21 protein-coding genes are annotated in these 23,260 nt (G+C 38.2%); 9 read left to right on the top strand and 12 right to left on the bottom strand.

Going from position 1 to position 23,260, the window contains the following annotated elements; genetic code table 11:
- Positions 1-238 precede the first annotated feature (238 nt).
- Positions 239-799 (top strand): hypothetical protein, encoded by a 561-nt coding sequence (locus ACWICE_RS04945; protein WP_454297788.1) that lies wholly within the window; start codon positions 239-241, stop codon positions 797-799.
- 73 nt (positions 800-872) lie between these two features.
- Here the strand turns inward: ACWICE_RS04945 and ACWICE_RS04940 are convergent, their stop codons facing one another.
- The 4 genes from ACWICE_RS04940 to ACWICE_RS04925 all read right to left on the bottom strand — a co-directional run bounded on the left by ACWICE_RS04940 (position 873) and on the right by ACWICE_RS04925 (position 2,847).
- Positions 873-1,217, bottom strand: coding sequence for a hypothetical protein (locus ACWICE_RS04940; RefSeq protein WP_454297787.1), 345 nt, complete (start codon positions 1,215-1,217; stop codon positions 873-875).
- A gap of 201 nt (positions 1,218-1,418) precedes the next feature.
- Positions 1,419-2,321 carry a helix-turn-helix transcriptional regulator gene (locus ACWICE_RS04935; RefSeq protein WP_454297786.1) on the bottom strand — a complete coding sequence of 301 codons (903 nt, stop codon included), beginning with the start codon at positions 2,319-2,321 and terminating at the stop codon, positions 1,419-1,421.
- A 6-nt stretch (positions 2,322-2,327) separates the two neighbouring features.
- A complete protein-coding gene (locus ACWICE_RS04930; protein WP_185211746.1) occupies positions 2,328-2,564 on the bottom strand; it encodes a hypothetical protein in 237 nt (78 codons plus the stop codon).
- A gap of 4 nt (positions 2,565-2,568) precedes the next feature.
- Positions 2,569-2,847 carry a hypothetical protein gene (locus ACWICE_RS04925; protein WP_454297785.1) on the bottom strand — a complete coding sequence of 93 codons (279 nt, stop codon included), beginning with the start codon at positions 2,845-2,847 and terminating at the stop codon, positions 2,569-2,571.
- A 225-nt stretch (positions 2,848-3,072) separates the two neighbouring features.
- Here ACWICE_RS04925 and ACWICE_RS04920 point away from each other — a divergent pair, with 225 nt between their 5' ends.
- The 4 genes from ACWICE_RS04920 (at position 3,073) to ACWICE_RS04905 (ending at position 8,327) form a co-directional block, all read left to right on the top strand.
- A complete protein-coding gene (locus ACWICE_RS04920) occupies positions 3,073-3,594 on the top strand; it encodes a hypothetical protein (protein WP_454297784.1) in 522 nt (173 codons plus the stop codon).
- 439 nt (positions 3,595-4,033) lie between these two features.
- Positions 4,034-4,516, top strand: a complete 483-nt coding sequence (locus ACWICE_RS04915) for a hypothetical protein (RefSeq protein WP_454297783.1) — start codon at positions 4,034-4,036, stop codon at positions 4,514-4,516.
- A gap of 495 nt (positions 4,517-5,011) precedes the next feature.
- On the top strand, positions 5,012-5,224 hold the full coding sequence (locus ACWICE_RS04910; protein WP_454297782.1) for a hypothetical protein: 213 nt from the start codon (positions 5,012-5,014) through the stop codon (positions 5,222-5,224).
- 574 nt (positions 5,225-5,798) lie between these two features.
- Complete coding sequence (locus ACWICE_RS04905) at positions 5,799-8,327, top strand: phosphocholine-specific phospholipase C (RefSeq protein ID WP_454297781.1); 2,529 nt, start codon at positions 5,799-5,801, stop codon at positions 8,325-8,327.
- A gap of 50 nt (positions 8,328-8,377) precedes the next feature.
- Here ACWICE_RS04905 and ACWICE_RS04900 read toward each other — a convergent pair whose 3' ends face one another.
- The 8 genes from ACWICE_RS04900 to ACWICE_RS04865 form a co-directional block, all read right to left on the bottom strand.
- The gene (locus ACWICE_RS04900) at positions 8,378-8,710 is read right to left on the bottom strand and encodes a TlpA disulfide reductase family protein (protein WP_454297915.1); all 333 of its coding nucleotides are present in this window, start codon (positions 8,708-8,710) and stop codon (positions 8,378-8,380) included.
- Positions 8,711-8,719: 9 nt separating this feature from the next.
- The gene (locus tag ACWICE_RS04895) at positions 8,720-9,886 is read right to left on the bottom strand and encodes a hypothetical protein (RefSeq protein ID WP_454297780.1); all 1,167 of its coding nucleotides are present in this window, start codon (positions 9,884-9,886) and stop codon (positions 8,720-8,722) included.
- Positions 9,887-9,900: 14 nt separating this feature from the next.
- On the bottom strand, positions 9,901-11,022 hold the full coding sequence (locus ACWICE_RS04890) for a RagB/SusD family nutrient uptake outer membrane protein (protein ID WP_454297779.1): 1,122 nt from the start codon (positions 11,020-11,022) through the stop codon (positions 9,901-9,903).
- A 9-nt stretch (positions 11,023-11,031) separates the two neighbouring features.
- Entirely contained in the window at positions 11,032-11,436 is a 405-nt protein-coding gene (locus ACWICE_RS04885; protein WP_454297778.1) for a hypothetical protein, read from the bottom strand.
- Positions 11,437-11,446: 10 nt separating this feature from the next.
- Positions 11,447-15,007 (bottom strand): SusC/RagA family TonB-linked outer membrane protein, encoded by a 3,561-nt coding sequence (locus tag ACWICE_RS04880; RefSeq protein ID WP_454297777.1) that lies wholly within the window; start codon positions 15,005-15,007, stop codon positions 11,447-11,449.
- Positions 15,008-15,168: 161 nt separating this feature from the next.
- The gene (locus ACWICE_RS04875) at positions 15,169-16,344 is read right to left on the bottom strand and encodes a FecR family protein (protein ID WP_454297776.1); all 1,176 of its coding nucleotides are present in this window, start codon (positions 16,342-16,344) and stop codon (positions 15,169-15,171) included.
- 143 nt (positions 16,345-16,487) lie between these two features.
- On the bottom strand, positions 16,488-17,087 hold the full coding sequence (locus ACWICE_RS04870) for an RNA polymerase sigma factor (RefSeq protein ID WP_454291695.1): 600 nt from the start codon (positions 17,085-17,087) through the stop codon (positions 16,488-16,490).
- An 83-nt stretch (positions 17,088-17,170) separates the two neighbouring features.
- On the bottom strand, positions 17,171-18,400 hold the full coding sequence (locus tag ACWICE_RS04865; RefSeq protein WP_454297775.1) for a DUF3748 domain-containing protein: 1,230 nt from the start codon (positions 18,398-18,400) through the stop codon (positions 17,171-17,173).
- 480 nt (positions 18,401-18,880) lie between these two features.
- Between ACWICE_RS04865 and ACWICE_RS04860 the strand changes: the two genes are divergently transcribed.
- From ACWICE_RS04860 to ACWICE_RS04845, 4 genes are read left to right on the top strand one after another with little or no spacing between them, the layout of a single operon-like run.
- Complete coding sequence (locus ACWICE_RS04860) at positions 18,881-19,534, top strand: hydrolase (protein ID WP_454297774.1); 654 nt, start codon at positions 18,881-18,883, stop codon at positions 19,532-19,534.
- Between the two features lie 54 nt (positions 19,535-19,588).
- Positions 19,589-20,881: an alginate export family protein gene (locus ACWICE_RS04855; RefSeq protein ID WP_454297773.1), complete on the top strand. Its 1,293-nt coding sequence runs from the start codon at positions 19,589-19,591 to the stop codon at positions 20,879-20,881.
- A 27-nt stretch (positions 20,882-20,908) separates the two neighbouring features.
- Positions 20,909-22,825, top strand: a complete 1,917-nt coding sequence (locus ACWICE_RS04850; RefSeq protein ID WP_454297772.1) for an amidohydrolase — start codon at positions 20,909-20,911, stop codon at positions 22,823-22,825.
- A gap of 9 nt (positions 22,826-22,834) precedes the next feature.
- Positions 22,835-23,257, top strand: coding sequence for a DoxX family protein (locus ACWICE_RS04845; RefSeq protein ID WP_185217025.1), 423 nt, complete (start codon positions 22,835-22,837; stop codon positions 23,255-23,257).
- Positions 23,258-23,260 lie beyond the last annotated feature (3 nt).

Raw genomic sequence — 23,260 nt, 5'->3', positions numbered from 1 at the left:
TCTTTTTAATTAGGATTTGTGCTATCCAAAAAACCCTGGTTAAGTCCTTAAATAATTAGGAAACCATCTTTTTACAAACATTTAACCAAAGGTTAGAACGAAAATAGAAAAAGTGCTAAAAAACACGCATTGACTACTGCAAACCCAACATTACAATTATTTCATAATCCCTTAACCTGTAATTGTCATTTTCCTTAATCTGCCTCTCTAAATTCATATAAACAAAAACTAATTGATTATGAAAACTTTACTATGCTGCAGCCTTTTACTGCTACTTTCTTCTTTTGCCTCAGCACAAGAAGACTCTGAAAAAGTTGAAATCGCCATTATCAACGATTCTACGACATTAAAAATTCAGGACACCCTAATCGTTAATATTCCTGCATCCTATGAATTTACAACGATTGAAGAACAGAAAAAGAATCTTGGTTTGGGTAGGCTCAAGCAAATTGGGGATATTGGAGGAGCGCTTGGTTACGGTGTAGCCATGATGGGCACAGATCTATCTTCACTCCAATCGGGCATTAAAATAGTAGGTGCTTCCAGTATCATAACTTCAGCAGGAATGGCATCAGATGCCATTGATGATTTAAATGTGTCAAAGAAATCAAAGAGTATCATTGGCAAAAAACTTATCATTACAGAACTCCATAAATACCCGATAAGTGCTATTGATCACGGTTATTTTGCCATCACAAAAATGCTTAAGTCGAAGAAAAAATACAAGATCTATCTTGTCCCTGCACTATATTCCAAAGAGGTGATCACCATGCCCGAACTGAGGAGATTAACACAGTAAATTGTTCTCCATTTATCAGCGGAAAGATTGTATTGGACGATCAAGGATTTCCAATACAATCTTTATGAGCAAATTATTCCCTAACCAGATTCAGTTTATCTGGAAGGTTTGTTTTTGAAACTTCATCTAAAATAATCTCATCATCTGAAACGAAGGTCACACCATAAATAGCTTCAAGCCCTGTAGATCGCAAGGTCAATAGATAGTCCCCATAGCTATAATTGCCCTTTAGACTTAATGGTTTAGGGACATCCACGCCCATTTCAAAGGATTGGTCACTTTTCAGGTTAATAAATACCGCTGGTTTATCATTATCAATGACCCATCGGCCAACAATATTTTCCAGGTGCAATTCAGGCTCTTCAGAACAGCTTATCACGCACAAGGAAACCAACAATGCTATTAAAATTCTTTTCATGATTTTTGGATCTTATTTCTTTAAATAGTCAGAATCAAAAATAAATTTAATTAATTATAATTATCAAATTTTATTTCAAATACTATATAAAAACAAAAATATGAGCTAAGCTCGTAAAGGAATTTTCCTTAGTTCTCCTTGAACAATTCTTCTGTCAGGATATTGTTATCCTTTTGAATTTTATAGAAAACCTTGTCATCTTCATGCCCCATACCTTCCAATCATATTTTTCAAAATATTTAGCATTTCCAACCTTAAAGATTGAGGTTCCATAACGACCAATTGTTCTCTATTTGACAAAAGTGCCTGTATAAAATCATAGGTAGGTCGAATAAATACTTCAAAATCCGTATAGCCATCACATTCTTCAACTATTTCTTGGGAATGGTGTAATGGAACATCCTTTAGATAGGCGTTCTGAGGCCAAAATGCCCTAATTTTTATGAGTTCTGGTTCACCTTCATTAATTACGCCATAACTATGCGCAAAATAATCTTTGGGATTTATATTAATATTTTTCTTTACAATTTTTGGATCTTTTTCAGATTCTATTTTTAATTCTTGAATTCTTTCAAAGGCATATACCCTTTCTTTGTAATCTGCACAGTTCACACCTACAACATACCATCTCTGACCGCACAATCGCACAAAAACCGGATAAAATGACACCTCTTTTGCATCCTTATAATGGGACTTATAAATCATTCTCATGATTTTTTTACCTTCAATACATTCCAGTATAGGTTCAAGAAGATCGGCTGCTGGAGGTGCGGGATCCATGACCACAAAGGATTTATCCCTAATTTCCTTAGATAGATTCCCTAACCGGAAACTTGTCAGTTCCCAACTTAGAAACCGATTATTTAAGATTTCTTCTTTATTTTCTATCTCATACCGATTGCCTAAACTCCTATTACATTTTATTTGGACCTGATATTGTGATTCAGCCATTCTCCTATACCTATTGAAAGTTCTTTCGGATAACTCATCCTGATCAGGATTACAACTAGCATACAACCATTTTGCCTGTATTTCCTGTAGATTCAATGGCTTTCTCTGCAAGGTATCCAACAACCAAAGACAAAATTTATTTTTATGATTCACGTTATTCTATTTAAATAATCCGATGATAAATCCACTGATATCCTTACTGGTGTTAAACATCAGCTTCACTGCCAAAATTCCTACAATCAATAAAACGATATTAAATGCCCATGCCCAGTCGGTATATAAGAATATATCTTCAGGTCCCAAAGACCCATATATGATTAATAATAAATAAATCGCTGGCCCAATAGAACCACTGATCATTAAAATGAAGATTATTACCGTCAATATTTTACCCATGACCTTATTTTATAATGAATAAAATAATATGTTTGACCATGGCCTGAGTAAAAATAAAAGCCAAATAGGCGATTATTATTATGACCAGTCCCACAACAATAGCTGAATATTCTATCGAATATTGCTGGTATAAAGCATACCAATAAAGGACAATCCAATAACCAGGTATCAAGCAGAGCAGTAAAGCAGCATACGTAGCAATGGTTTCTTTTTCTTTTGCAGCTGCACCTACTTCTACATCAGCAATCTCAGTTTCATTTTTTTCTAAATTTGTCTGTTCCATTTTTAAATTGATTTGATAATGGTCCAAACATAAAACACAAAACCGCCAAAAGTTGGCGGTTCAAAATTGCTTAAACCAGATCCGAATATTTTCAACACGACTGAAAAATATAAAAGGAATATGAACGCTCCTTACGGAATTCCGTAAGAACGTAATCTTTCATTCCATTTTCCCTCTTTACTGGTACGATTTTCGCTTCTCTCTGCAATGTCACACTATATTATTATGAAAAGGAAAATATTATTTGGAGCTGTAGTAGCTGTTTTTACACTATTAAATTTTGGTTGCAGCAAAGATGAAGGCGTTTCTGGAGAATTAGGAAACAATTATCTAAAAGTCAAGGTTGATGGCGTTGAAAAAATCTTCGCGAATGTGAGTGCGAATTGGGTTGAAGGCGGAAATTATCTGATGATAACTGCGATGGACCAAGGTAAAGAGTCTTTAATGATCAATGTGATGTCTGAGGCCACTCGTGTACCTGCAGGCGAATATCATTTAGATGGCGGATCAGGGTTTAAATTGTTGATAGCTCATAATACCACAAATGAATCTGGGCAAGTGAATTCAACCGCAACTGATGATACCGTGGCTCCCGAAGATTCATTTGACCTAAAAATTGACAAGATCAACAACAATGAGGTTGAAGGTACTTTTTCTGGCGTTTTAGTGCGTACCGAAGGCTTAGTGACCTTAGCTACACTTAAACTGACGGAAGGCTCCTTTAAAACTTCTATAAAGCCTAATTAGTAATTAACGGTTAAAAAAAATATCATGATGGTCGGAAAAATTCTGACCATTTTTTTGTTCGAATTTGACCTTTCCCTCCGACCTTCCTTTTACCCTTGTTCGACCCATATTCGGAAATTTCAAAATATGTCTCGAATAAGACCAAAAGAAGGTCCGAAAGAATTGATAAAATTTTGTCCAAATATTAGATAGTTCATTCCATAAATTTCCGGCATTTTGCCATTCGCCCCAATATTGCCCCTCATTTTGTTAGTTCTTTTTTGTCTGAGTTTTGCTTTTATGACAACCCTAAAAATCACTATTACCTTAAACGTCCCATTTAACGGAACAATATTATTAATAGGAACAAAAAAAGATACTCAAATAAATCAATAAACACTTCGCTAATTATTCCTTTAACTGTAGTAAATTAACTAATATTGCGAAAAATTATCTCTACATGAATAAAAAAATACTTTTTATATCATTGGTTACCTTGTGCACAATGAATGCTTCTGCGCAGCACCGAAAATTAGCCTTCTTTGAGCTGGGAGGTTCCAGCATATTTGGATCGGCTAACTACGACATGAGATTTTCAAGGAATGTCAATGATGGATGGGGAGCTAGGCTTGGTTTTGGGGGAACTTTTGGCGCATTTGACACCGACAGAATCTACACGGCACCTATAGGCATTAACTATATCTATGGAGAGGGCAATAATGGTCTACTGATTGGTGCAAATTCTGTTTTTGCATTTAATGGAGAAGGTGAAAAGAAACCCAGTGACTTCAAATCTGTTATTTTTTCGGCTGATGTAGGTTACAGATATTCTCCCAAGGATAATGGATTGAGCTTTCAGGCGACCTATACGCCTTTATTCAATACCATTGATGGAAATATGCCTTTCTGGATCGGAGCTGGAATTGGATATTCCTGGAAATAAGGGAGTGAAGATTTATAATTTTTCAATCGAAGATTAACTCCATTTTCTTGTCTTGACGAAGGAAGGTTCTAGGGATAAATGCACGCCTTCAATATCAAAAACAATATTATGAGAATTGGCGAGCTATTTTAAAGATTCTACCTCGCCTTTTTGTCATGTTGAGAATAAAAAAATTGGACTAATTTTATCGGAAGGTGATTACAACATGTTGGCAATGAAAATAAAGTAGCTCTTTAATTTTTTAGATATTGAACCTCCATCGGGGTTCCATTATTTTAGCAAACATGGCAAGTTAGCCTGGAAGTAGTGAAAAACTGATGTTCGATTAATCGAACATCAGTTTTTCGCTACTCCTGTTCTGTTCAAAACCATTTCTAAAATAATTCTGCCCTTCTAGGGCAGATTGTTGTCAAAAAAGGATAATCTTCTGATAAATAAAAATAGGTTTGCATGGTTAGAAACACAGCTCTAACAAAGTTGTCAATGGTATGAAGGATGGATCTAAGTATAAATGCACAGCTTCAACATCAAAAACAACATTATGAGAATTGGCGAGCTATTTTAAAGATTCTACCTCGCCTATTTGTTATGTTGAGGAACGAAACATCTCAGGGCTATACCTACTTATTACCTAATCAGGAAAAAAAGCATTGGCGAACGGTTCCTGCACCTGAAGTGCAGGACGACAGGGTCGTAGGTCAAAATTAATAAGTTAACGTTTTTTTTGTGTCATGCTGAGGAACGAAGCATCTCGGAACGATGCAGATCTTCATTCTACAACAGCCCTTATGGAATTGGCGAACAGTCCTTCAATCGAAGATTGAAGTAGTCAAAGCCATTATGGGGAGAACCGTAAAGATTCTTCATTGATTGTACAGAATCAAAATCCGCTAAAGAGGGATTCAGAGTGAAACGAAGAATCTATTTCTTGTTTTTTAGAATTTTTGTCATCTTGAGCAAAGCGAAAGAACTGTTTTCTGTCTTCAAAAAGATTTATTGAAAAATATTTCACCCACGCTGTGGGTTGGCCACTGCACACATCCAATTTCTACAAATATTCCATCCCCGCTAGGGGTTCCCAATTTATACAAACAATCATCTTTCCGCAGGAAGTCCTTTAGCAACCGGCTCATTTCCTTGGCGGAAAAGTGGAAAGAATGCCGGAGGCTTGTAATCTTCATTCGTAACAATTCTATTTACTTAACAATTTCATAATCAATTCTCTCGAAATTTTCTCTCCCAATGGGGTAAATTAGGTAAACCTAAACAAACCCAACATCTCATGGATAACCGCAGAGAATTTTTAAGGAAAGTAATTATGCTTTCAGGGGCGACAGGAATGGTGAATGTAATTCCTTCCGCTATTCAAAAAGCAATGGCCATCGATCCCGATCCTGGGAGTACCTTTCTAGATGCTGAGCACATTGTGATATTAATGCAGGAAAACCGCTCTTTCGACCATGCCTTCGGCTCTCTTTCTGGGGTCAGAGGTTTCAATGATCCGAGAGCAGTGCTACTTCCAAACAAAAATCCTGTTTGGTTCCAAACAGATCTCGCAGGTAAAACCTATGCTCCTTTTCGCTTGAATATCAAAGAAAGTAAAAGTACATGGATTGGTGATCTACCACATTCTAGAGCAAGTCAGGTCGATGCCTATAATCTTGGGAAATATGACAAGTGGTTGCTCTCAAAACGCTCCAGCAACAAGAGATATGCAGATATGCCTTTGACTTTAGGCCATTACAATCGTGAGGACCTCTCCTTCAATTATGCCATGGCAGATGCCTTCACCATTTGTGACCAAAACTTCTGTTCGGCCATGACCAGTACAACCCCTAACCGTTCTTTTTTCTGGACTGGAAAAATCATGAGTACCCAAGACGGATTGCCAAAAGCAAACATCCGGAATGAGGACTATTCCTATGGACAGGAGACCTGGAAAACATTCCCTGAATTACTTGAGGACAATGGCATTTCTTGGGGATTTTATCAAAATGAATTGAGCAGTGTGGGTGGGTTTAAAGGAGAAGAGCGTTCTTGGCTTAGTAATTTCGGATGTAACCTGCTTGAATTTTTTGAAGCTTATCAGGTAAAATTCAATGATCGCTATGTAGCAGGCCTAAAAAACAGGATAGAAACCCTACCAGGTGAAATCAATAAACTTCAAGAAGAAAGTCCATCTTCGCAAGAACGGGCAAAGAAAGTCCAAGCCAGCATCCGAGATAAGCAAAAAGCATTGGATGATGCCATTGCAGAATTGGAAAAATGGAGCAAAACTAATTTTGAAAAACTGACTCCAAAACAGAAAAGTCTATATAAACGTGCATTTATTACCAATGAAGGAGATCCTGATTATAGGAACCTTGATACATTGACCTATCAGGACAAGAATACCCAAAGAGAACTAGCGGTGCCAAAAGGGAATTTACTTTATCAGTTCCAAGAGGATGTCCAAGCTGGAAAGTTACCTACAGTTTCTTGGCTGGCCGGACCACAGAATTTTTCGGATCATCCTAGTGCTCCTTGGTATGGAGCTTGGTATGTTTCTGAAATCTTGGATATCCTGACCAAGAACCCTGAAGTATGGAAGAAAACCATTTTTATTGTCACTTACGATGAAAATGATGGATATTATGATCACATCCCTCCTTTTAGCATTCCTGACAATAACAAACCCGAAACGGGTAAAGTTTCCCAAGGGATTGAAACTGAAGAGGAATTTGTTAGGTTGAGCAATGAATTAAAACAAGGGATTCCAGAGAAACAAGCAAGAGAGGGAGCGGTAGGCCTAGGGTTTCGTGTTCCCATGATCATTGCATCACCTTGGAGCCGTGGTGGAAAGGTATGTTCGCAGGTGTTTGATCACACCTCGACCCTACAATTTCTGGAGCATTTTGTTAATAAAAAATTCATTAAAAATATTCATTTTGATAATATAGGGAACTGGAGGAGAACGATTTGTGGAAATTTGACCTCAGCTTTCTCCCCTTTCAATCCAAAAGAGAAAAGTATCAGTTTCTTAAATCGGAATCCATTTATTGAAAGCATATACAGCGCGAAATTCAAAGAAGATCCAGGGAACTTCCATGAGATCAGCGATCAAGATATCCAAGAAGCTCTTAAAACGGGAAATTATTCCAAATTGATGTCCCAGCAAGAACCTGGAAAGAGAATATCAACAGCCCTTCCCTACCAGTTAAACGCTGACCTGGAATTACTGGATAAACAGCGAATCCGCATTAGCATGAAGGCTGACAACAAAATATTTGCCGATCATGCTGCCGGTTCAGCATTTACTGTTTATGCTCCGGATAATTTTACGGAAAAAGGAAAGCAAGAAAGATGTAGAAACTGGTTTTTTGCTGTTAAAGCTGGCGATGAAATCCAATACGAGTGGCCTATCTCATCTTTTGATTCAGGAAAATACCGCTTACATCTACACGGTCCAAATGGATTTTTTAGGGAATTCGCCGGTACGGCACAAGATCCGAAAATTCAGGTCCAAGTTTCAGGAGAATTGAAACGAATGACGAAAGCAGCTACTGAAAATATTAGCCTAAGGATAAAAAACAAGGGTTCTTCAACTTTACAGATCAGTGTGAAAGATATGAGCTATAAAAAAGGCGTCCTATTTGAAAAGAGTATTCCAGCGAACGCAGAGGAGAATTTGAGCATCGATTTGACTGGAAGTTCAGGTTGGTATGATTTCATTTTAACTACACAAGGAAATAAAGATTTTTATCAAAGATTTGCTGGAAGAGTGGAAACCGGCAAAGAGAGCATAACAGATCCGTTGATCAATCGGGTATGATAAATTAAGAAAGGCTTTTCTGTCATGGAAAAGCCTTTCTTATTCTCAATCTATTTCATCATGGATTCTATCATCAAGGTCAACATCTGTTCATTTTCAGCATCAACTGTAAAATCTGAATAGACGATCCTCCCCTGCTGATCAATGATAAAGTTAGTAGGTGCAGCGACTATTTGATAATCTCTTTTAATTTCTTTACTTGCTCCCAAAGGGGTAAAACTAAAGCCTGTATTGTCTAAAAAGGATTTGATGAGCTTATCTTGTTCCCTATAGATATTGATTCCTAAGTATTGGAACTTATCGCGATCGAAGCCCTTAATTGCATTTTCAAAGTGCGGCATCTCTCCTCTGCAAGGCCCACAAGCAGGATACCAAAAAGTCAGTAAAGTTACTTACCCCTTTAGATCTTCCAAGGTAACTTTCTTTTCGGAATCGAATGAATCAAGAGAAAAAGGCTTGGCATTCTCTGCCTGCTTCATGACATGTTGATAAACATCAGTATCCACTACCTGATTGCTCTTATTCAATTTTGCGCCATATCTATAAATGGCTTCCTGATTGGCTAATGAAGGTTTATGCGCCTGAAGAATAATTAAACTATCATATGCTGCTTGGGTCTCTTTGTTCGCGTCTAACGCCAAAGCCTTCTTCAGCATCAGTAAGCTCCCTAAGTCATTACCATTCAATGTTCTATATTGAATATTGATGATCTGTTCTTTTGCTTCTGCAAATTGACCAGCTTTCATTCTAGCATCAGAGTCTTTGAGGCTTTGCGCTAATGAGAGTTTTTCACCTAATCCTAAATCAGCTTCTCCCTTATCCTTAAATTTTGTTGCTAGTTCAATGGCCTTATCGTACTGTTCGGTCTTTATATAAGAATCAACCAGTCGCACCACTGCTACCAAAAAAACCAGACTTTCATTGTCTGGAAACAGTTTTAACATACGTTCACCGGACTGGATTTTATCAGCATCATCTTTTAAAACTATTCCGGCAATATTAAATATGGTAATGGCTTGTTCAGAATTAGGGTATTTATCGATAAATTCATTGGCTTTTACCTTAAACTCATCTGCATCATCAGAAAACAGAAACACATATCTGGCTTTTAGATCAAGGCTTGCGGGATTAGCTTGAATAGCTTCTTGTATATACCTGATTTCATCATCTTTGTTTCCTTTGAACGCTGCATCACTTGCCAGATTTTCCCAGTTCTCTACATTTTTTGGGTCGATTTCTGCCGCTTTTAATAAGTATTGCATTCTTTTGGGATTGAAATCACCTAATTTTTTGGCAATTGCAATTGGAAAGGTTGCAGAATTTGGGAATTTAGGTATTAATTTGATGTACTCAATTTCTGCCTGTTCAGGCTTAGCAAATCCCGCAAGATACTCTTCATGCAGCTCCATACTATCTGGATGAGCAAGTACCGCAGCCCGAAGGTCAGCCATTTCCTTGGCAGAATATAAATACTCTTCTCTTGTCTGGGCATTTAGCTTTACCAAACATGCCATGAAAATAATAAGTAGGCAAGTGCTTTGAATAAGTTTGATTTTCATAATAAATCCGATTTCTAGTATTTATTCTGTTCAATTTTTCCATTACTAGCTTCTATATCCGAAACCGGAATTGGAGCTGCCCAACGTCTTGAGTCCTTGGGTAACGTATAATCCTGTTTAGGCTGATCATTATTGACAACTGAGTTATTATACGGATAGAAGGATTTTTTCATAATGATATCATCTGAGGAAATCTCATTATGATTATATCGACGGACATCAATCCATCTTTGGGAAAAAGGCATTTCACGTCTTCTTTCATCAGAAACCTTTTTAATTGCATCTTCCTTATTTGAAGCTGTTAAATTGACCCAAGGTCCCGCAAGCATTCTTTTAGAACGTAAAGTATTTAACGTTTCCATTGCAGCAGCTGTATTTCCTAAATGGGCTTGGGCTTCCGATTTTGTTAAGAGCATCTCTGCCACCGTTGGACCTGATGGGATTCGATCTTTATAGAAGAAAACATAGCCAGGATAATCATAGGATGGCTTTAACATCCCTCTATCATAAGAGTAACCTTTAACGATATTGTATTTATAGCGTAGATCATTTTTTTGGTCATATAAAGCCAATAATTCGGGACTAGGTACATACCAATAACTGGGATTGGAAAGCATCCTAAAATATAGGAACTCCTTCCATCCGATCATATCGGTATATTCTACTTGATTATTATGGGTATAGGGATATTGAATCGTAAAAGATTTCTGATTTGCTGTACCTGCATCCAGTGTTACAGTTTTAGGAATTCCAAAACGCATTTGGGAATTATAATCGACAAGGATACTATAACCCGATAGAGCATCATTAGCATATTGTAGAGATTTGGCATAATCATTCCTGTTCAACCAATACCTTGCTGCAAATGCATTTACTGCAGTCTTATTGGCTCGCCAATGTACTGCTCTCCCACTTTGGACCAATGGCGTATTGATCTTTAAGGCCTCAGCAAGATCACTTTCAATCTGCGCATAGGTATTTGCCAAAGATTGACGTTCGCTATTTTCCTCAAAACTGATGGTCAATTTTATGGGCAATCCGAGCTCATTTGCATTGGCCTCGGTATAAGGTAAACAATAGGTATTTGCCAATTGCCATAAGCTATAAGCCCTAATAAAGTGAGCTTCAGCTTTCATGTTGTTTTTCTATTCAGCAGTTCCACCCGAAACTTGGTCAAGATAGGTCAAAACAGTATTAGCATAAAAAATCTTTTTATACTCGGCAGTCCAGAAATCATCACCAGTATTTGTTGGCAAAAAGTTGCTATCCCAAAGACCGTATTTAACTGCTGTGATGGATACAACCGAAGGATCGGCATCATAAATGCCCGTACTTAGAAAATAATCATCAGAACTAAAGACCGCAGTCATGTTTAAATCTTGGGCAAATACCTCGCTATAGTTATTTAACAACTGGTTCAACTGATCAAAGGTCTTGATTTCCAATTCCGAGGTTTTGCTTGGAGGTTCATTCAAGAAATCATCGATTTTACTACATGAAGCCAATAACAAGGAAGATATGATCGATAACGCAAATATTCTTTTTTTCATTTTCTAAGTTTTAAAAGTCAAACTTCAACCCGAAGGTATAGCTAGGCATCAAACGCATTCCGCCCATTGGGAATTCTGGGTCCTCTCCAGCCTTGTTGGAATAGATGCTGAATAGATTGTTCCCCTGTGCATACAACAGTACATTGTTGATTCCAATTCTTTTGGTCAAGGTTTCTGGAAAATGATACCCTAAATAGATTTCTTGAAGTCGAACATGCGATGCTGATTGGATCAGATAGTCCATTGAGCTGGTCACATAACTCCAGATATAATATTCAGAATCATCTTTATTCAATGGCAGAGGGACCATCTTGCTTGGATCAGCAGTATTCACTTCCGATAATTTTGAATTCGGAAGCACTCTAGAAACCCAGTTTGGCGGATAATTGAATCCAAGTGTTTGAAAAACATGACCAAATTTACCTGTGAAAATAAAGGAGAAATCAAAGTTCTTATACTTGAAGGAGTTCATAAAACCGAGAGTATAAGGTGCTACCATGGTACCCATATTCCTCAAATAGGTTAATGGATTGCCTTCAGGAAAAGAAGATAATGGGAAAGGTTCACCATCAGGGCCAATTCGGGTCGGTTGATTATCGACGATACCAGAATATTGCCATCGCCATGCCGTATTGGCATCATAGCCTTTTACATAAGCAGCAGAACCGCCCAAAGGCATTTGGAATGCATTGTAATTCACAACAAATAAATCCGTGATCTCATTTTTATTATAAGCGAAATTTACGTTTCCAGTCCACTGTACTTGGTCGCCAAAATTCTGCGAAGTACCAAGATCTATTTCAATACCTTTATTGACCATTGCCGCATTGTTCAGTTTCTGGATAAACGTACCATGGATAGAAGGAATGGACAATTCGGCCAAAAGGTCTTTACCAGATTTTTTATAGAGGTCTACCTTACCAAATAGTTTGTGTTCAAAAAATGAAAAGTCTATTCCGAAATCCCAATTACTGGTCTGCTCCCATCTAAGGGTTGGATTACCGTAACTTGCAAATCCAGCAATCAGTGCATTGATATATAGATCGGGAGACTGGCTTGGTGTAATCAAGGGCCTGAATGTGGTAGATGGATCATAATTTCCTAACTTTCCATAGGTCAATCGGGTTGTTAACCGGTCTATCCAATCCACATTTTCCATGAACCCTTCTTTATAGAGATGCCACATTCCCCCAACGGAAAAGAATGGGGCATAACGATATTTAGGATCATCAGTAATTAAATTGGATGCATCAAAACGGTAACTTCCGGAAAGGATATATTTCTGTTTATAAGTGTATGCAGCATTCCCGTAAGCAGAGAATAGGCGCTGTGTCGTGTATCCAAAAACATTAAGGTATGGAAACGTAATTTCCTGTCCCAAATAATCTAGGATAGGATTAGATGGTCCCCCTGGGCCATTAGGAAAAGTCCCTACAGACATAGTTTCTTCATTATACCCATAGGCAGGTGGATTTTCAACAGACTCCGCTGTTAAGCTTTGGAATTCCATACCCGCTAAGGCATCAAGCTCATGATCGGGACCAAAATCGCGGTTATACCTTAATTGCCCTCTTACATTGTATAAATCTGTACGTACTCGTTTTTGCTTTAAAATGCCACCTTTTGGAAGGTTCATTATAAAGAGGTTGGGTTCAACGGATGGATCCCAAGTCGTCGATTCGTTTACAGACTTTCTGACTTCAAAACTGTTTTCATTGAACAGATTTCGGGTATTGGCTGTTCCATATTCATATTGACCTCTTAATTCTGCCGATAAGCCTTTTAACAATTTAAAATTCATGGCCCCTTGAAATCTAGCCTGTGTATTTTCTATACTGAGGTTTCTGTTTGCAATTTCTAATATCGGGTTATAGGTCCAGTCAGCATAAGGAAATGAAGCAGTAGGAACTTCTCGATCTAGAATAGGTGCATAATATTTATTGACATTTGTATAGGAGCCATCAGGATTGATCAACATATCATAAGGTGACCAGCTATTCAGATCTTCCAAGGTAACTCCACTGTTATGATCTTTATTGTACAGATAATTCGCTCCCAAGGTTAAATCCCACCATTTTGTAATGCTGGTAATATTCCTAAAGTTGATCAAATATTTTTTACCATTGGTTTCTTTAAAGTTTGACTGGTTACTTTCATGCATCAGGGACAGATAATTGGTCATCCTTTCAGAGCCACCGGAAATGGAGAAATTGTATTGGGTAGCCGCTGGATTGTCAAGCAAATGATCCGCGATCTGCTTCTTATTGTCCAAAGTTTTCAATTGAGCCAATTGTGCATCACGCTCAGCCGTTGTTATAAACCCATAATTAGCTTCATTCATCAATATGGATGCTGTTCCCCAATCATAGCCTACATCATAAAAAGAAAATGGATCAGGTAGGGCACGCCAATTTTCATAGGCTTTCATTTCATAATCTACCGTTTCAGAAGAGGAAGCCAGTGGACGAACATAGCTTAAATCCAGTTTGGGTGAGATTTTAGTGAATACATTTAATTCCACCTTTAATGGAGCGTTTTTATTGGCACTTTTAGTCGTGACAACAATAACCCCATTTGCAGAACGAGCTCCCCAAACTGAGCCTGCTGCGGCATCCTTCAAAACAGTAACGGATTCAACATCATTGGGATTGATGGAGGAGAAATCACCTTGGATAGGAAAACCATCCACAACAACCAATGGGGTTGCATTGGCCATCAAGCTGGATTGGCCACGGATCTCGAGTTTAGGATTTCCTTTATCATCTACAGACCTAGCTTGCATTCCAGGTACTGTCCCGATCAACCGTTGCGAAATATTGGTAGAAGGTTTCTCCAATTGAGCCTTGGATACCGTACCATATGAGCCTGTGGACCTTTCTTTAGAAATAGTTTGAAAACCAGTATTGACAACCGTCACCTCACCGATGCTTTCAGGTTTGGGGGTCAATTGCACAGAATAGAATGATTTCCCATCCAATTGAAGCTGCCTTTTTTCATATCCCAAATACGATATTTCCAAAATATCTGTCGCTTGCGCATCATCGATGGTAAAACTACCCTGCGCATCCGTAGAATAGTTTTTCTGTGTACGAAGATTAATGATGGTTGCCCCGATCAGCTTTTCTCCTTTTTCATTTAAAACCTGACCAGTAATGGTCCCTTGCTCTTGGCTTTCAATGACCTGTGGAGCTCTTGAAGGATTGACTTGGCTTACTGGCTTTAATGAAATTGAAATGGATTTCCCACTTCTCTTAAATTGCAGAGGCTTATTCTCAATTAACTCAGGCATTACCTCCGAAAAATCCTTGTTCGAAACTTTTAGGTTAATTTTCCAATCCGGATTTATTACGCCATCCTCAAACACAAAGATATAGCCAGTCTGTTTGGTAAGTTCTAAAAATGCTTTCTTGAAGGTGGCATTTTTGAGGTCCAAATTGACTTTCTGTGCATTAGATTTTGCCATGACCCCTAGCATGGAAAATAAAAATAGAAAAATGGTCAGTTTCATTTTTAATAAAAAAACATGTTTTTTATTGCTCATCGGTACATCATAATGAACAATACATTCCATAAACCAAGACGGACTTAAATTGTAAAATCCAGTCTAATTATTAAGTTTGTACTGTCTGTTTAAAAAATAGTTAGCTATACTTTTATTTTTTCAGGCATTACTGCCTGAGGTGTCTTCAGCACCTCGGCAGCTTTTTGTAAAGGCAAACAATAGATCGACCCCTATTTATATGCAGTTACTTTCCTGTCTTTTACTTTAAATTTAATCTTGGTATTTAATTCTATTGCTTCTAAAACTTCATTTAACTTCACGTCCCTTCTGATGGTAGCCGAGAGTTTTTGTTCTTTAAAAGGTCCCATATCTACTTCAACATCATACCATCGTTCGATTTTCTTTCCAAAATCTTCCAGACTTAGGTTATTGATCATGTAGAGACCATCCTTCCAGGAAGCATACTCATCTGTATCAACTACTCTGGTTTGCAATTCTCCATTACTTGAAAGAATAGCTTGTTGACCTGGTTTAATCTTAACAACCGCATTGTTCTGATCCGAGCTCACCTGCACACTACCTTCAACCAAAGTAGTAATCACCTGCCCTTTATCACCATAAGCATTAATATTAAATGAGGTTCCCAAAACTTTTACGAATTGATTATTAGATTGAACGATAAATGGTTTCTTTGGGTTTTTCGTAATTTCAAAATATACTTCACCCGTAATTTTTACCTGTCTGTTTTCTCCAATAAATTGAGTAGGGTAATTAATGGATGAAGCCGCATTTAACCAAGCTTTAGAGCCATCCGGCAAGGTCACTTGATATTGACCTGACCGCGGGGTGCTAATGGTTGCCAACTGCACTTCCGGAGTTTTCATAATGGTTGTCCCATCTGCATAGGTCATTTGATCTGCTCCGACTACAAGCCCATCCTGCCCCTCACTTAATGCAATGGCATTTCCATTGGAAAGGGTTAAAGTAGCGCGATTGGTTCCTGGGAGGATATCTGCTGAGGCAACCTGTTCCTGCGATGTTACTTTAGCTTTATTGTATATATAGTACCAAACCGTTGAAATGCTCATCAGTAATAGTACGGCAGCGGCATATTTCAAAACTGGTGAAATTCGGTGCTTAGGAAATTCTATGACACGATGTTCTTCATTGATTTTTAGGTTCAATTGCCTCCAGGTTTCTTCTACAATTGGAACAGATTTGATCTTCAGGTTTTCCTGATCCTTATTATTGTCGGAAAACTGGAAATAATCCCGAAAACAAGCATCCATTTCCTCTTCATATTCTTCTGAGTCAATCATGGAAGTCAACAGGTCTAGTTCATCCTTATCCAAAGTATCGTTAATATACTTATGGAACAAAACGCGATATTGTTCATTCTTTTCCATATCGGATTTTAAAATTGGCTTTATTAATAGTTAGTGGACTATACTTAGAATACACCGAATACCAAAAAAGTAACAGGTTAGTTTTATAAAAAAACTGAAATAATTTATATCAACCTGATTATCAGATATATAATTTTAGGCTTTTAGCGAAAATAATTGCTTGAGACAAAGGGAACCAAGAACAAAAGTAGCTGAGGAAGCCTACTTTGCAGAAATAATCGGATCTGCTTATTAGCGATCTGCAAATGTTGATTGATGGCGGAATGGCTGATCTGAAGTTGTTCACTAATTTCTTTATAGCTTTTACCTTCCAGTTTATGGAGTACATATACTTCTCTTTGTCTAGGTGTCAAAGCAGATAGCGCTTCTTCAAATAGTTTATTCGTTTCTTCAAACTGTAAGTTCTCCTCCACGTGCGAGTAGAATTCTCCGGTATTTAGTTGAGAAATACGATTCTGTTCTCGAATTGAACTCCTAAATGCGTTTCGCGATTGATTGGTCGCCATGGTATAGAGCAAGGCTCCAAAAGATTTTTCTTCCTTTAATTCTGTTCTGATCTGCCAAATTTTAAGAAAGATATCCTGTAATAGATCTTGGGCAAGATCTTCCGATTTCACGAGTTGCAGGAGTTTTATCGTAAGTTTTTCAGCGTACCTATGGTATAGTTTTTCAAAAGCAGTACGATTTCCAGCTTGCAATTGCAAAAGCAATTCTCTTTCGTCTTTATTGCCTTGATCGACCATGTATTTTATTCCTTAGGGTGATGAACATCCTAAATTACAAAAACCTTTGGTTATTGACGGATATTCATGTTTAAACGTACGCTCTATTTTAGGTAAATCAATTTAATCTGTTGATTCAGTTTCCCGTTGTTCTTCACAAATTGATTAAATGCGATGATGCGACCATTCCTAGAGAAGTTAGGGATTCCTTGAACAGGGAGATCCTCTTCATTGAAATCGGTGAGTTTAACCAATTTGGACTGTTTCAAATGGAAGAGGTAAACATTATTTTTGGCAATAAAAGTAATCTGCTCTCCTTTTGGATCAAGATTGATAGCTGATGCAACTGAAAAATCAAAATCGCTAAGATAGATCATTTTCCCAGAAGGAATTTCACATAGTATGATTTGGTTTTTATCCTGATTATCTTTGGCCAATGCATAAATGGCTCTTCCATCTGGACTTGCTCTTAGCCAATGCCTTAAATTTGACAAGCCTTTCTCCGATCTCGTGATCCTAACAGCTTCTATATCCTGAGGTACTCTTGGATAATCCAAAATGTTTTCATCATTAACAGAATCCTTGAGCAATAAATCCCTATTAATTTCAACGGTATAGATGTCGGTTATCTGCTTACCTTCCTTATTTAACGTATTACCTTGAAAAGCCAAGACATTATCATTTAACCAACATTCATCAAATGCTTTTACGATTTGATCCGAGCCTGAGATGGCCTTTGGTACCACCTGAGCTAAAAGGCTGGAAAAATAGGTTCCTTGTATATTTCCAGGAATAGGTTCAACTTTTTCTACAGGACTCTTTTGAAACATTACTCCAACGGTCCTTAAATCAGGTTCAATAAACTCGTCATTATAGGTGAAACTAACCATGTCACCGTTGGGACTCCAGCAATGCGAATGCGTTCCACCCCTTAAGCTTCCTTTTGAAAACGGCTTTTGGATATCCCTTGAGTCTGCTGGATATGCATTGATCTCATGACCAAGTTCGACCATCATTCCAAAACGGCGGGTCATTGCGTAAGGTTTTTCAGCATTGGCATCAGGTAAGCCATGGATAAAGATCACACAGTTCTCATGCGGGTGAAAAGATGCTGCTCCTACTCCTGGACCATATTGGCTTGGGTTCTTGGTCTGGTATATGATTCTTTCTTCCTTGGAGTTAACATTGACCATTCCAATTTCGGTACATTCTCCAATTTTAGTATCGTCGTTCCTTGCGTCGAAAACGATCCATTCATTATTGAAGTTGAAAACGGAATTATGGTGAAGGGTATGTCCTCGATCGGATTGGGTAAGCGTTTCAATTTTATACATGGAATTAGAATTCATTTTACATCCGGCAAAAAAACAGCTGCAATAACAAGAAGCAAATTATGGAATTTAGCTGGAAAGAAGGCAAAAATTGCTGTTTTGGATCGACCATGAAATTCAAACCCTAAGTTCACCCGCTTTATTTTTGATAATATTTTATCCAACACGCATAATTTTTGGTTAATAACTTTAAATTTTTTTCATCTTTTTAAGATTTCTGTTAGAATTTTCTTTTAAAACCTTGCCTAAAGCAAAGAACACATCCCTACTCTGCTGTTAATAATTTAACATTAATTGTGAAAACAAACTGGAAATTAGATGGTTAAACATTTAATTGTTCTTTTTAAATTTATTAACATAAATCAATGGATAGTTATCATTCAGGAAATAACTTTGAAATATGTTTTAGGTTTTAAACATTATTTTAATACCCGCGAAACTAATTAACTAAATATTTTTTTTCACTATTTAATCACAAAGACCATGACATCCAAAAATCCAACCCCAGCAAAATCACTTCTGACACCAGACAACCATGCTTTAGTGTTGATCGACCATGAAGGACAAATGGCTTTTGCAACCTCATCCATCCCCATGATGCAGTTGCGCGCCCATGTAGCCTTGCTAGCCGGAGGATCTAAAATCTTCAATGTCCCTACCATCGTAACTACAGTAGCCGAAGAAACATTCTCGGGACCAGTTTTCCCTGAGATCGAAGATGTATATCCGCAAGCAACCCATCCTTGTATCGACCGTACCACAATGAACACTTGGGAAGACCAAAATGCCCATGACGCCATCGTAGCCACAGGAAAGAAAAGATTGGTATTGGCTGGTCTGTGGACCAGTGTGTGTATTGCGATGCCAGCACTTTCGGCAATTGAAGAAGGTTTTGAAGTATATGTTGTTACTGATGCCTGTGGTGACATTACACCTGAGGCCCATAACATGTCCTTAATCCGCATGCAACAAGCTGGTGTAATTCCGATCACTGCTGTTCAATATGTATTGGAACTACAGAGAGATTGGGCACGTCAAGAAACTTACGAACCTGTAAACAACTTAATCAAGCAAAGAGCAGGATCATACGGTTTAGGTGTGCACTATGCGAAACACATGCTTAATAAAAACAATTAATCCTCTAACCCTATTATTTTAAGGTAGAAGATGAACAAAACCAAAAACTGGCGAATGACTATTAGCAGATATATTTTTATTTCAATCATATCATTAATTCCAGTTTTTGGTTTTTCCCAACAGCAAGATTCCATAGAACGATCAAACAAAACCAATTTCAAACAGGGAGGAGATATCCGCGTGCAATATTTTCATTTCAACAATCAAAATTGGAAAAAGGGAAATGATTCCGATTACTTATTGACTCGATTTTTATGGAATGCATCCTTAAATGTAGGTGCATCCCATCAATTCAAGGTTGAGTTCCAAAGTGGATTGGCAAATGGAATACCTAAACCGGTGTCCCCCGTCGATGAAAATGTTTTGGATCTACATCAAGCGTATTATAAATATTCCCATAATATCAATAACTCGAATAAGATTTCAGCGACGATAGGAAGACAGGAACTTCAATATGGTTCACAAAGGATTATTTCTGTTCGGGAAGGACCTAACAACAGGCAGTCATTTGATGCCATCAAGGTTAAATATGAACAAAATGACCTGTCGATTGATGCTTTTCTTTCCACATACGTTCAAGCCAAGACCGGTTTCTTTAATGATAGATTCTTAAATCAGAACAATGTGCTATGGGGAATATATGCTGTTAAGCATCATGTTCCTGTGATCCAGAATTTTGACCTTTACTATTTAGGTACCCATAGAAAAAAGGAAGTTATCAACCTACATAGTTATGAAACCAAGAAGCACTCTTTAGGGCTTCGAATTTGGGAAGGCACCTCAAACTTCACTTATGATCTAGAAGCACTCCTTCAATGGGGAAAGGCTAATACAGGGGAACAGATCAACTCCTCTACGGCCTCAGCTCATATCACGTATAAGTTTGCGGAATTAGATTGGAAACCAATTTTAGGCTTAAAAGCGCAATACATCAGCGGAGACAAGGATTCAACAGATCAAACGCTGAATACCTTCGATCCTATCTATCCAAAAGGAGCCTATTTTGGATTAAGTCCGATCATCGGTCCTAAAAACTTAACCAACATCCATCTATACAGCAAAATCAATCCTATCAAGGACCTTACAGTTTCCTTAGAATACATCTATTTCTGGAGGAACTCGAGTGAAGATGCCGTATATGATGTAGGCGGAAATCCCTTGATAAAAAGCCTAAATCAGGAATCAAGAAACATTGGTAGCCAGTTTCAAGTCAGCCCTCAGTATCACCTCAAAGAAAAACTTGTTCTCATGGGTGACTTTGCCTATTTCAAAACCGATCAATTCTTACAGGAATCGGATGCTGTAGACCTGTTCTCAGCTGCATTGGGAATTCAATATTCATTTTAGAAGTATAATTTTTAAAAATAAATAATCATGAAAGCAGACATAATATTATATAACGGAAAGATTAATACTTTAGACAAAGAAAACCAGATAGCCAATGCAGTGGCTATAAAAGATGATAAATTTATTGCGGTTGGTACCGACAAGGAAGTGATGGAGTTTTCGGACAACAAGACCAAACTTGTGGACCTGCAGCAAAGAACGGTTATCCCGGGCATCAACGATTCACATACCCACTTAATCCGCGGTGGTCTGAACTACAATCTTGAGCTGCGTTGGGATGGAGTACCTTCTTTGGCTGATGCCTTGAGAATGCTTAAGGAACAGGTGGATATCACACCGAGTCCGCAATGGGTCAGAGTTGTAGGCGGTTGGACAGAACAGCAGTTTGCAGAGAAAAGGATGCCTACTTTGGAGGAGATCAATGCCATCGCTCCTGATACCCCTGTTTTTATCCTTCATTTATATGACCGAGCATTTTTGAATGCCGCTGCCCTTCGTGCTGTCGGTTATGATAAAAACACGCCTAACCCTCCGGGAGGAGAAATCCAAAAGGATGCCAATGGCAATCCAACAGGTTTGATCCTAGCGACTCCAAATGCGACCATCTTGTACGCGACATTGGGCAAAGGTCCAAAATTAGGTTTTGAGGAGTCCTTGAATTCCACAAGACATTTTATGCGTGAGTTGAATCGCTTTGGGATTACCAGTGTAATCGATGCTGGCGGTGGTTCACAAAATTATCCGGATGATTATAAAGTCATCGAAACCTTAAGGGATGAAGATGAACTGACCGTAAGGATAGCATACAACCTATTTACACAGAAACCTAAAGAGGAATATCAAGATTTTCAAGGCTGGATAGACAGTGTAAAGCTTTTCCAAGGGGATGATAAATATAGGCATAATGGTGCCGGCGAAATGTTGGTTTATTCTGCTGCTGACTTCGAAGACTTTTTGCAACCAAGGCCTGACCTTCCAGAAACCATGGAAGAAGAGCTGGAAAAAGTGGTGAAGCTTTTGGTTACCAACAGATGGCCATTCAGGTTACATGCGACCTATAACGAGAGTATCAATAGATTCTTAAATGTCTTTGAAAAAGTAAACAAGGAAGTTCCTTTTGATGGATTGCATTGGATTTTTGACCATGCTGAGACCATTACCGAACAAAACATTGAACGTGTCAAAGCATTGGGCGGTGGTATTGCAATTCAGCATAGAATGGCCTACCAAGGTGAATATTTTACCGAACGATATGGCAAAGATGCTGCTGAACATACCCCACCAGTAAAAAAGATGTTGGAGATGGGTATTCCTGTAGCCGGAGGTACTGATGCCACTCGTGTTGCAAGTTATAACCCATGGGTTGGCCTATACTGGTTAGCTGCCGGAAAAACAGTAGGTGGACAGAAAATCTATTCCGATCAAACCATTTTAGACCGTCAAACCGCTCTTGAACTATATACCAAAGGTGGCTCTTGGTTCTCAAACGAACAAGGCAAAAAGGGCGAGATCAAAGTAGGTCAATTAGGAGACTTGGTTGTTTTGGACCGTGATTATTTCAATGTTCAAGAAGAGGAAATCAAAGATATCGAAGCTGACCTGACCGTTGTTGGGGGTAAGATCGTCTATGCTAAAGGTGATTTCCGAAACGAAGCGCCTCCTGCCCTTCCAATTTTACCGGATTGGTCTCCGACCAAAAACTACAATGGCTATTTCCCTGGATCTAACAATCTAGAACTTTCTAGTTACAATAAGAATAGCAGCGATGTCAAATCGGCGAAAGCAAAGGCTATGGCCCAAGCGCAAGCACAGTACATCCACGCATGTATCGGCTCATGCAATGTTCATGGTCATAACCATAATGTAGCTAGGATGAGCAATGTCCCAGTAAATAATTACACGTCCTTCTGGGGTACATTAGGCTGTTCTTGTTTTTCATTTTAATAAATATCCATGCAAGAGCTAATAACCAAACTATTATACTCTGATTTAGGATCAGAATTTAACAATTGGGTATTCCTTGGATTCAGGGTGTTATTGATGATCGAACTGATGCGAGTGCATGGTCTAAAGAAAACGGACAGCCATCACGACACCCCAAATCCTTTGGGTTTGCCTCAAAAACTGAATAATTTAATTTCAGTATTCGCCACCCTATATCTTCCATTATTAGGAGTCATAGGGCTTGGTACCCGCTTAGTTATGCTGCCAGCATTAATGATCACGGCTATCGGATACTTTGTCATCCACAGGAAAGATAGTGTGGTAGAAAGAGATGTGCCCTTTATGTACAGTCTTTCTCTATTGTTGCTGGTACTATTTGGAGCAGGAACCAAATCAGTGGACTACTGGATCATAAACAACTTTCTACATTAAAAA

The sequence above is a fragment of the Sphingobacterium sp. NPDC055346 genome (assembly GCF_053645235.1).
This window is presented reverse-complemented; position numbering and strand designations above follow the sequence as displayed.

Bases quoted from the DNA above. Each gene is read 5' to 3' on its own strand.
- ACWICE_RS04945 (WP_454297788.1), top strand. From the start codon at position 239: ATGAAAACTTTACTATGCTGCAGCCTTTTACTGCTACTTTCTTCTTTT.
- ACWICE_RS04940 (WP_454297787.1), bottom strand. From the start codon at position 1,217: ATGAAAAGAATTTTAATAGCATTGTTGGTTTCCTTGTGCGTGATAAGC.
- ACWICE_RS04930 (WP_185211746.1), bottom strand. From the start codon at position 2,564: ATGGGTAAAATATTGACGGTAATAATCTTCATTTTAATGATCAGTGGT.
- ACWICE_RS04925 (WP_454297785.1), bottom strand. From the start codon at position 2,847: ATGGAACAGACAAATTTAGAAAAAAATGAAACTGAGATTGCTGATGTA.
- ACWICE_RS04920 (WP_454297784.1), top strand. From the start codon at position 3,073: ATGAAAAGGAAAATATTATTTGGAGCTGTAGTAGCTGTTTTTACACTA.
- ACWICE_RS04915 (WP_454297783.1), top strand. From the start codon at position 4,034: ATGAATAAAAAAATACTTTTTATATCATTGGTTACCTTGTGCACAATG.
- ACWICE_RS04910 (WP_454297782.1), top strand. From the start codon at position 5,012: ATGGATCTAAGTATAAATGCACAGCTTCAACATCAAAAACAACATTAT.
- ACWICE_RS04905 (WP_454297781.1), top strand. From the start codon at position 5,799: ATGGATAACCGCAGAGAATTTTTAAGGAAAGTAATTATGCTTTCAGGG.
- ACWICE_RS04895 (WP_454297780.1), bottom strand. From the start codon at position 9,886: ATGAAAATCAAACTTATTCAAAGCACTTGCCTACTTATTATTTTCATG.
- ACWICE_RS04890 (WP_454297779.1), bottom strand. From the start codon at position 11,022: ATGAAAGCTGAAGCTCACTTTATTAGGGCTTATAGCTTATGGCAATTG.
- ACWICE_RS04885 (WP_454297778.1), bottom strand. From the start codon at position 11,436: ATGAAAAAAAGAATATTTGCGTTATCGATCATATCTTCCTTGTTATTG.
- ACWICE_RS04880 (WP_454297777.1), bottom strand. From the start codon at position 15,007: ATGGAATGTATTGTTCATTATGATGTACCGATGAGCAATAAAAAACAT.
- ACWICE_RS04875 (WP_454297776.1), bottom strand. From the start codon at position 16,344: ATGGAAAAGAATGAACAATATCGCGTTTTGTTCCATAAGTATATTAAC.
- ACWICE_RS04870 (WP_454291695.1), bottom strand. From the start codon at position 17,087: ATGGTCGATCAAGGCAATAAAGACGAAAGAGAATTGCTTTTGCAATTG.
- ACWICE_RS04865 (WP_454297775.1), bottom strand. From the start codon at position 18,400: ATGTATAAAATTGAAACGCTTACCCAATCCGATCGAGGACATACCCTT.
- ACWICE_RS04860 (WP_454297774.1), top strand. From the start codon at position 18,881: ATGACATCCAAAAATCCAACCCCAGCAAAATCACTTCTGACACCAGAC.
- ACWICE_RS04855 (WP_454297773.1), top strand. From the start codon at position 19,589: ATGACTATTAGCAGATATATTTTTATTTCAATCATATCATTAATTCCA.
- ACWICE_RS04850 (WP_454297772.1), top strand. From the start codon at position 20,909: ATGAAAGCAGACATAATATTATATAACGGAAAGATTAATACTTTAGAC.
- ACWICE_RS04845 (WP_185217025.1), top strand. From the start codon at position 22,835: ATGCAAGAGCTAATAACCAAACTATTATACTCTGATTTAGGATCAGAA.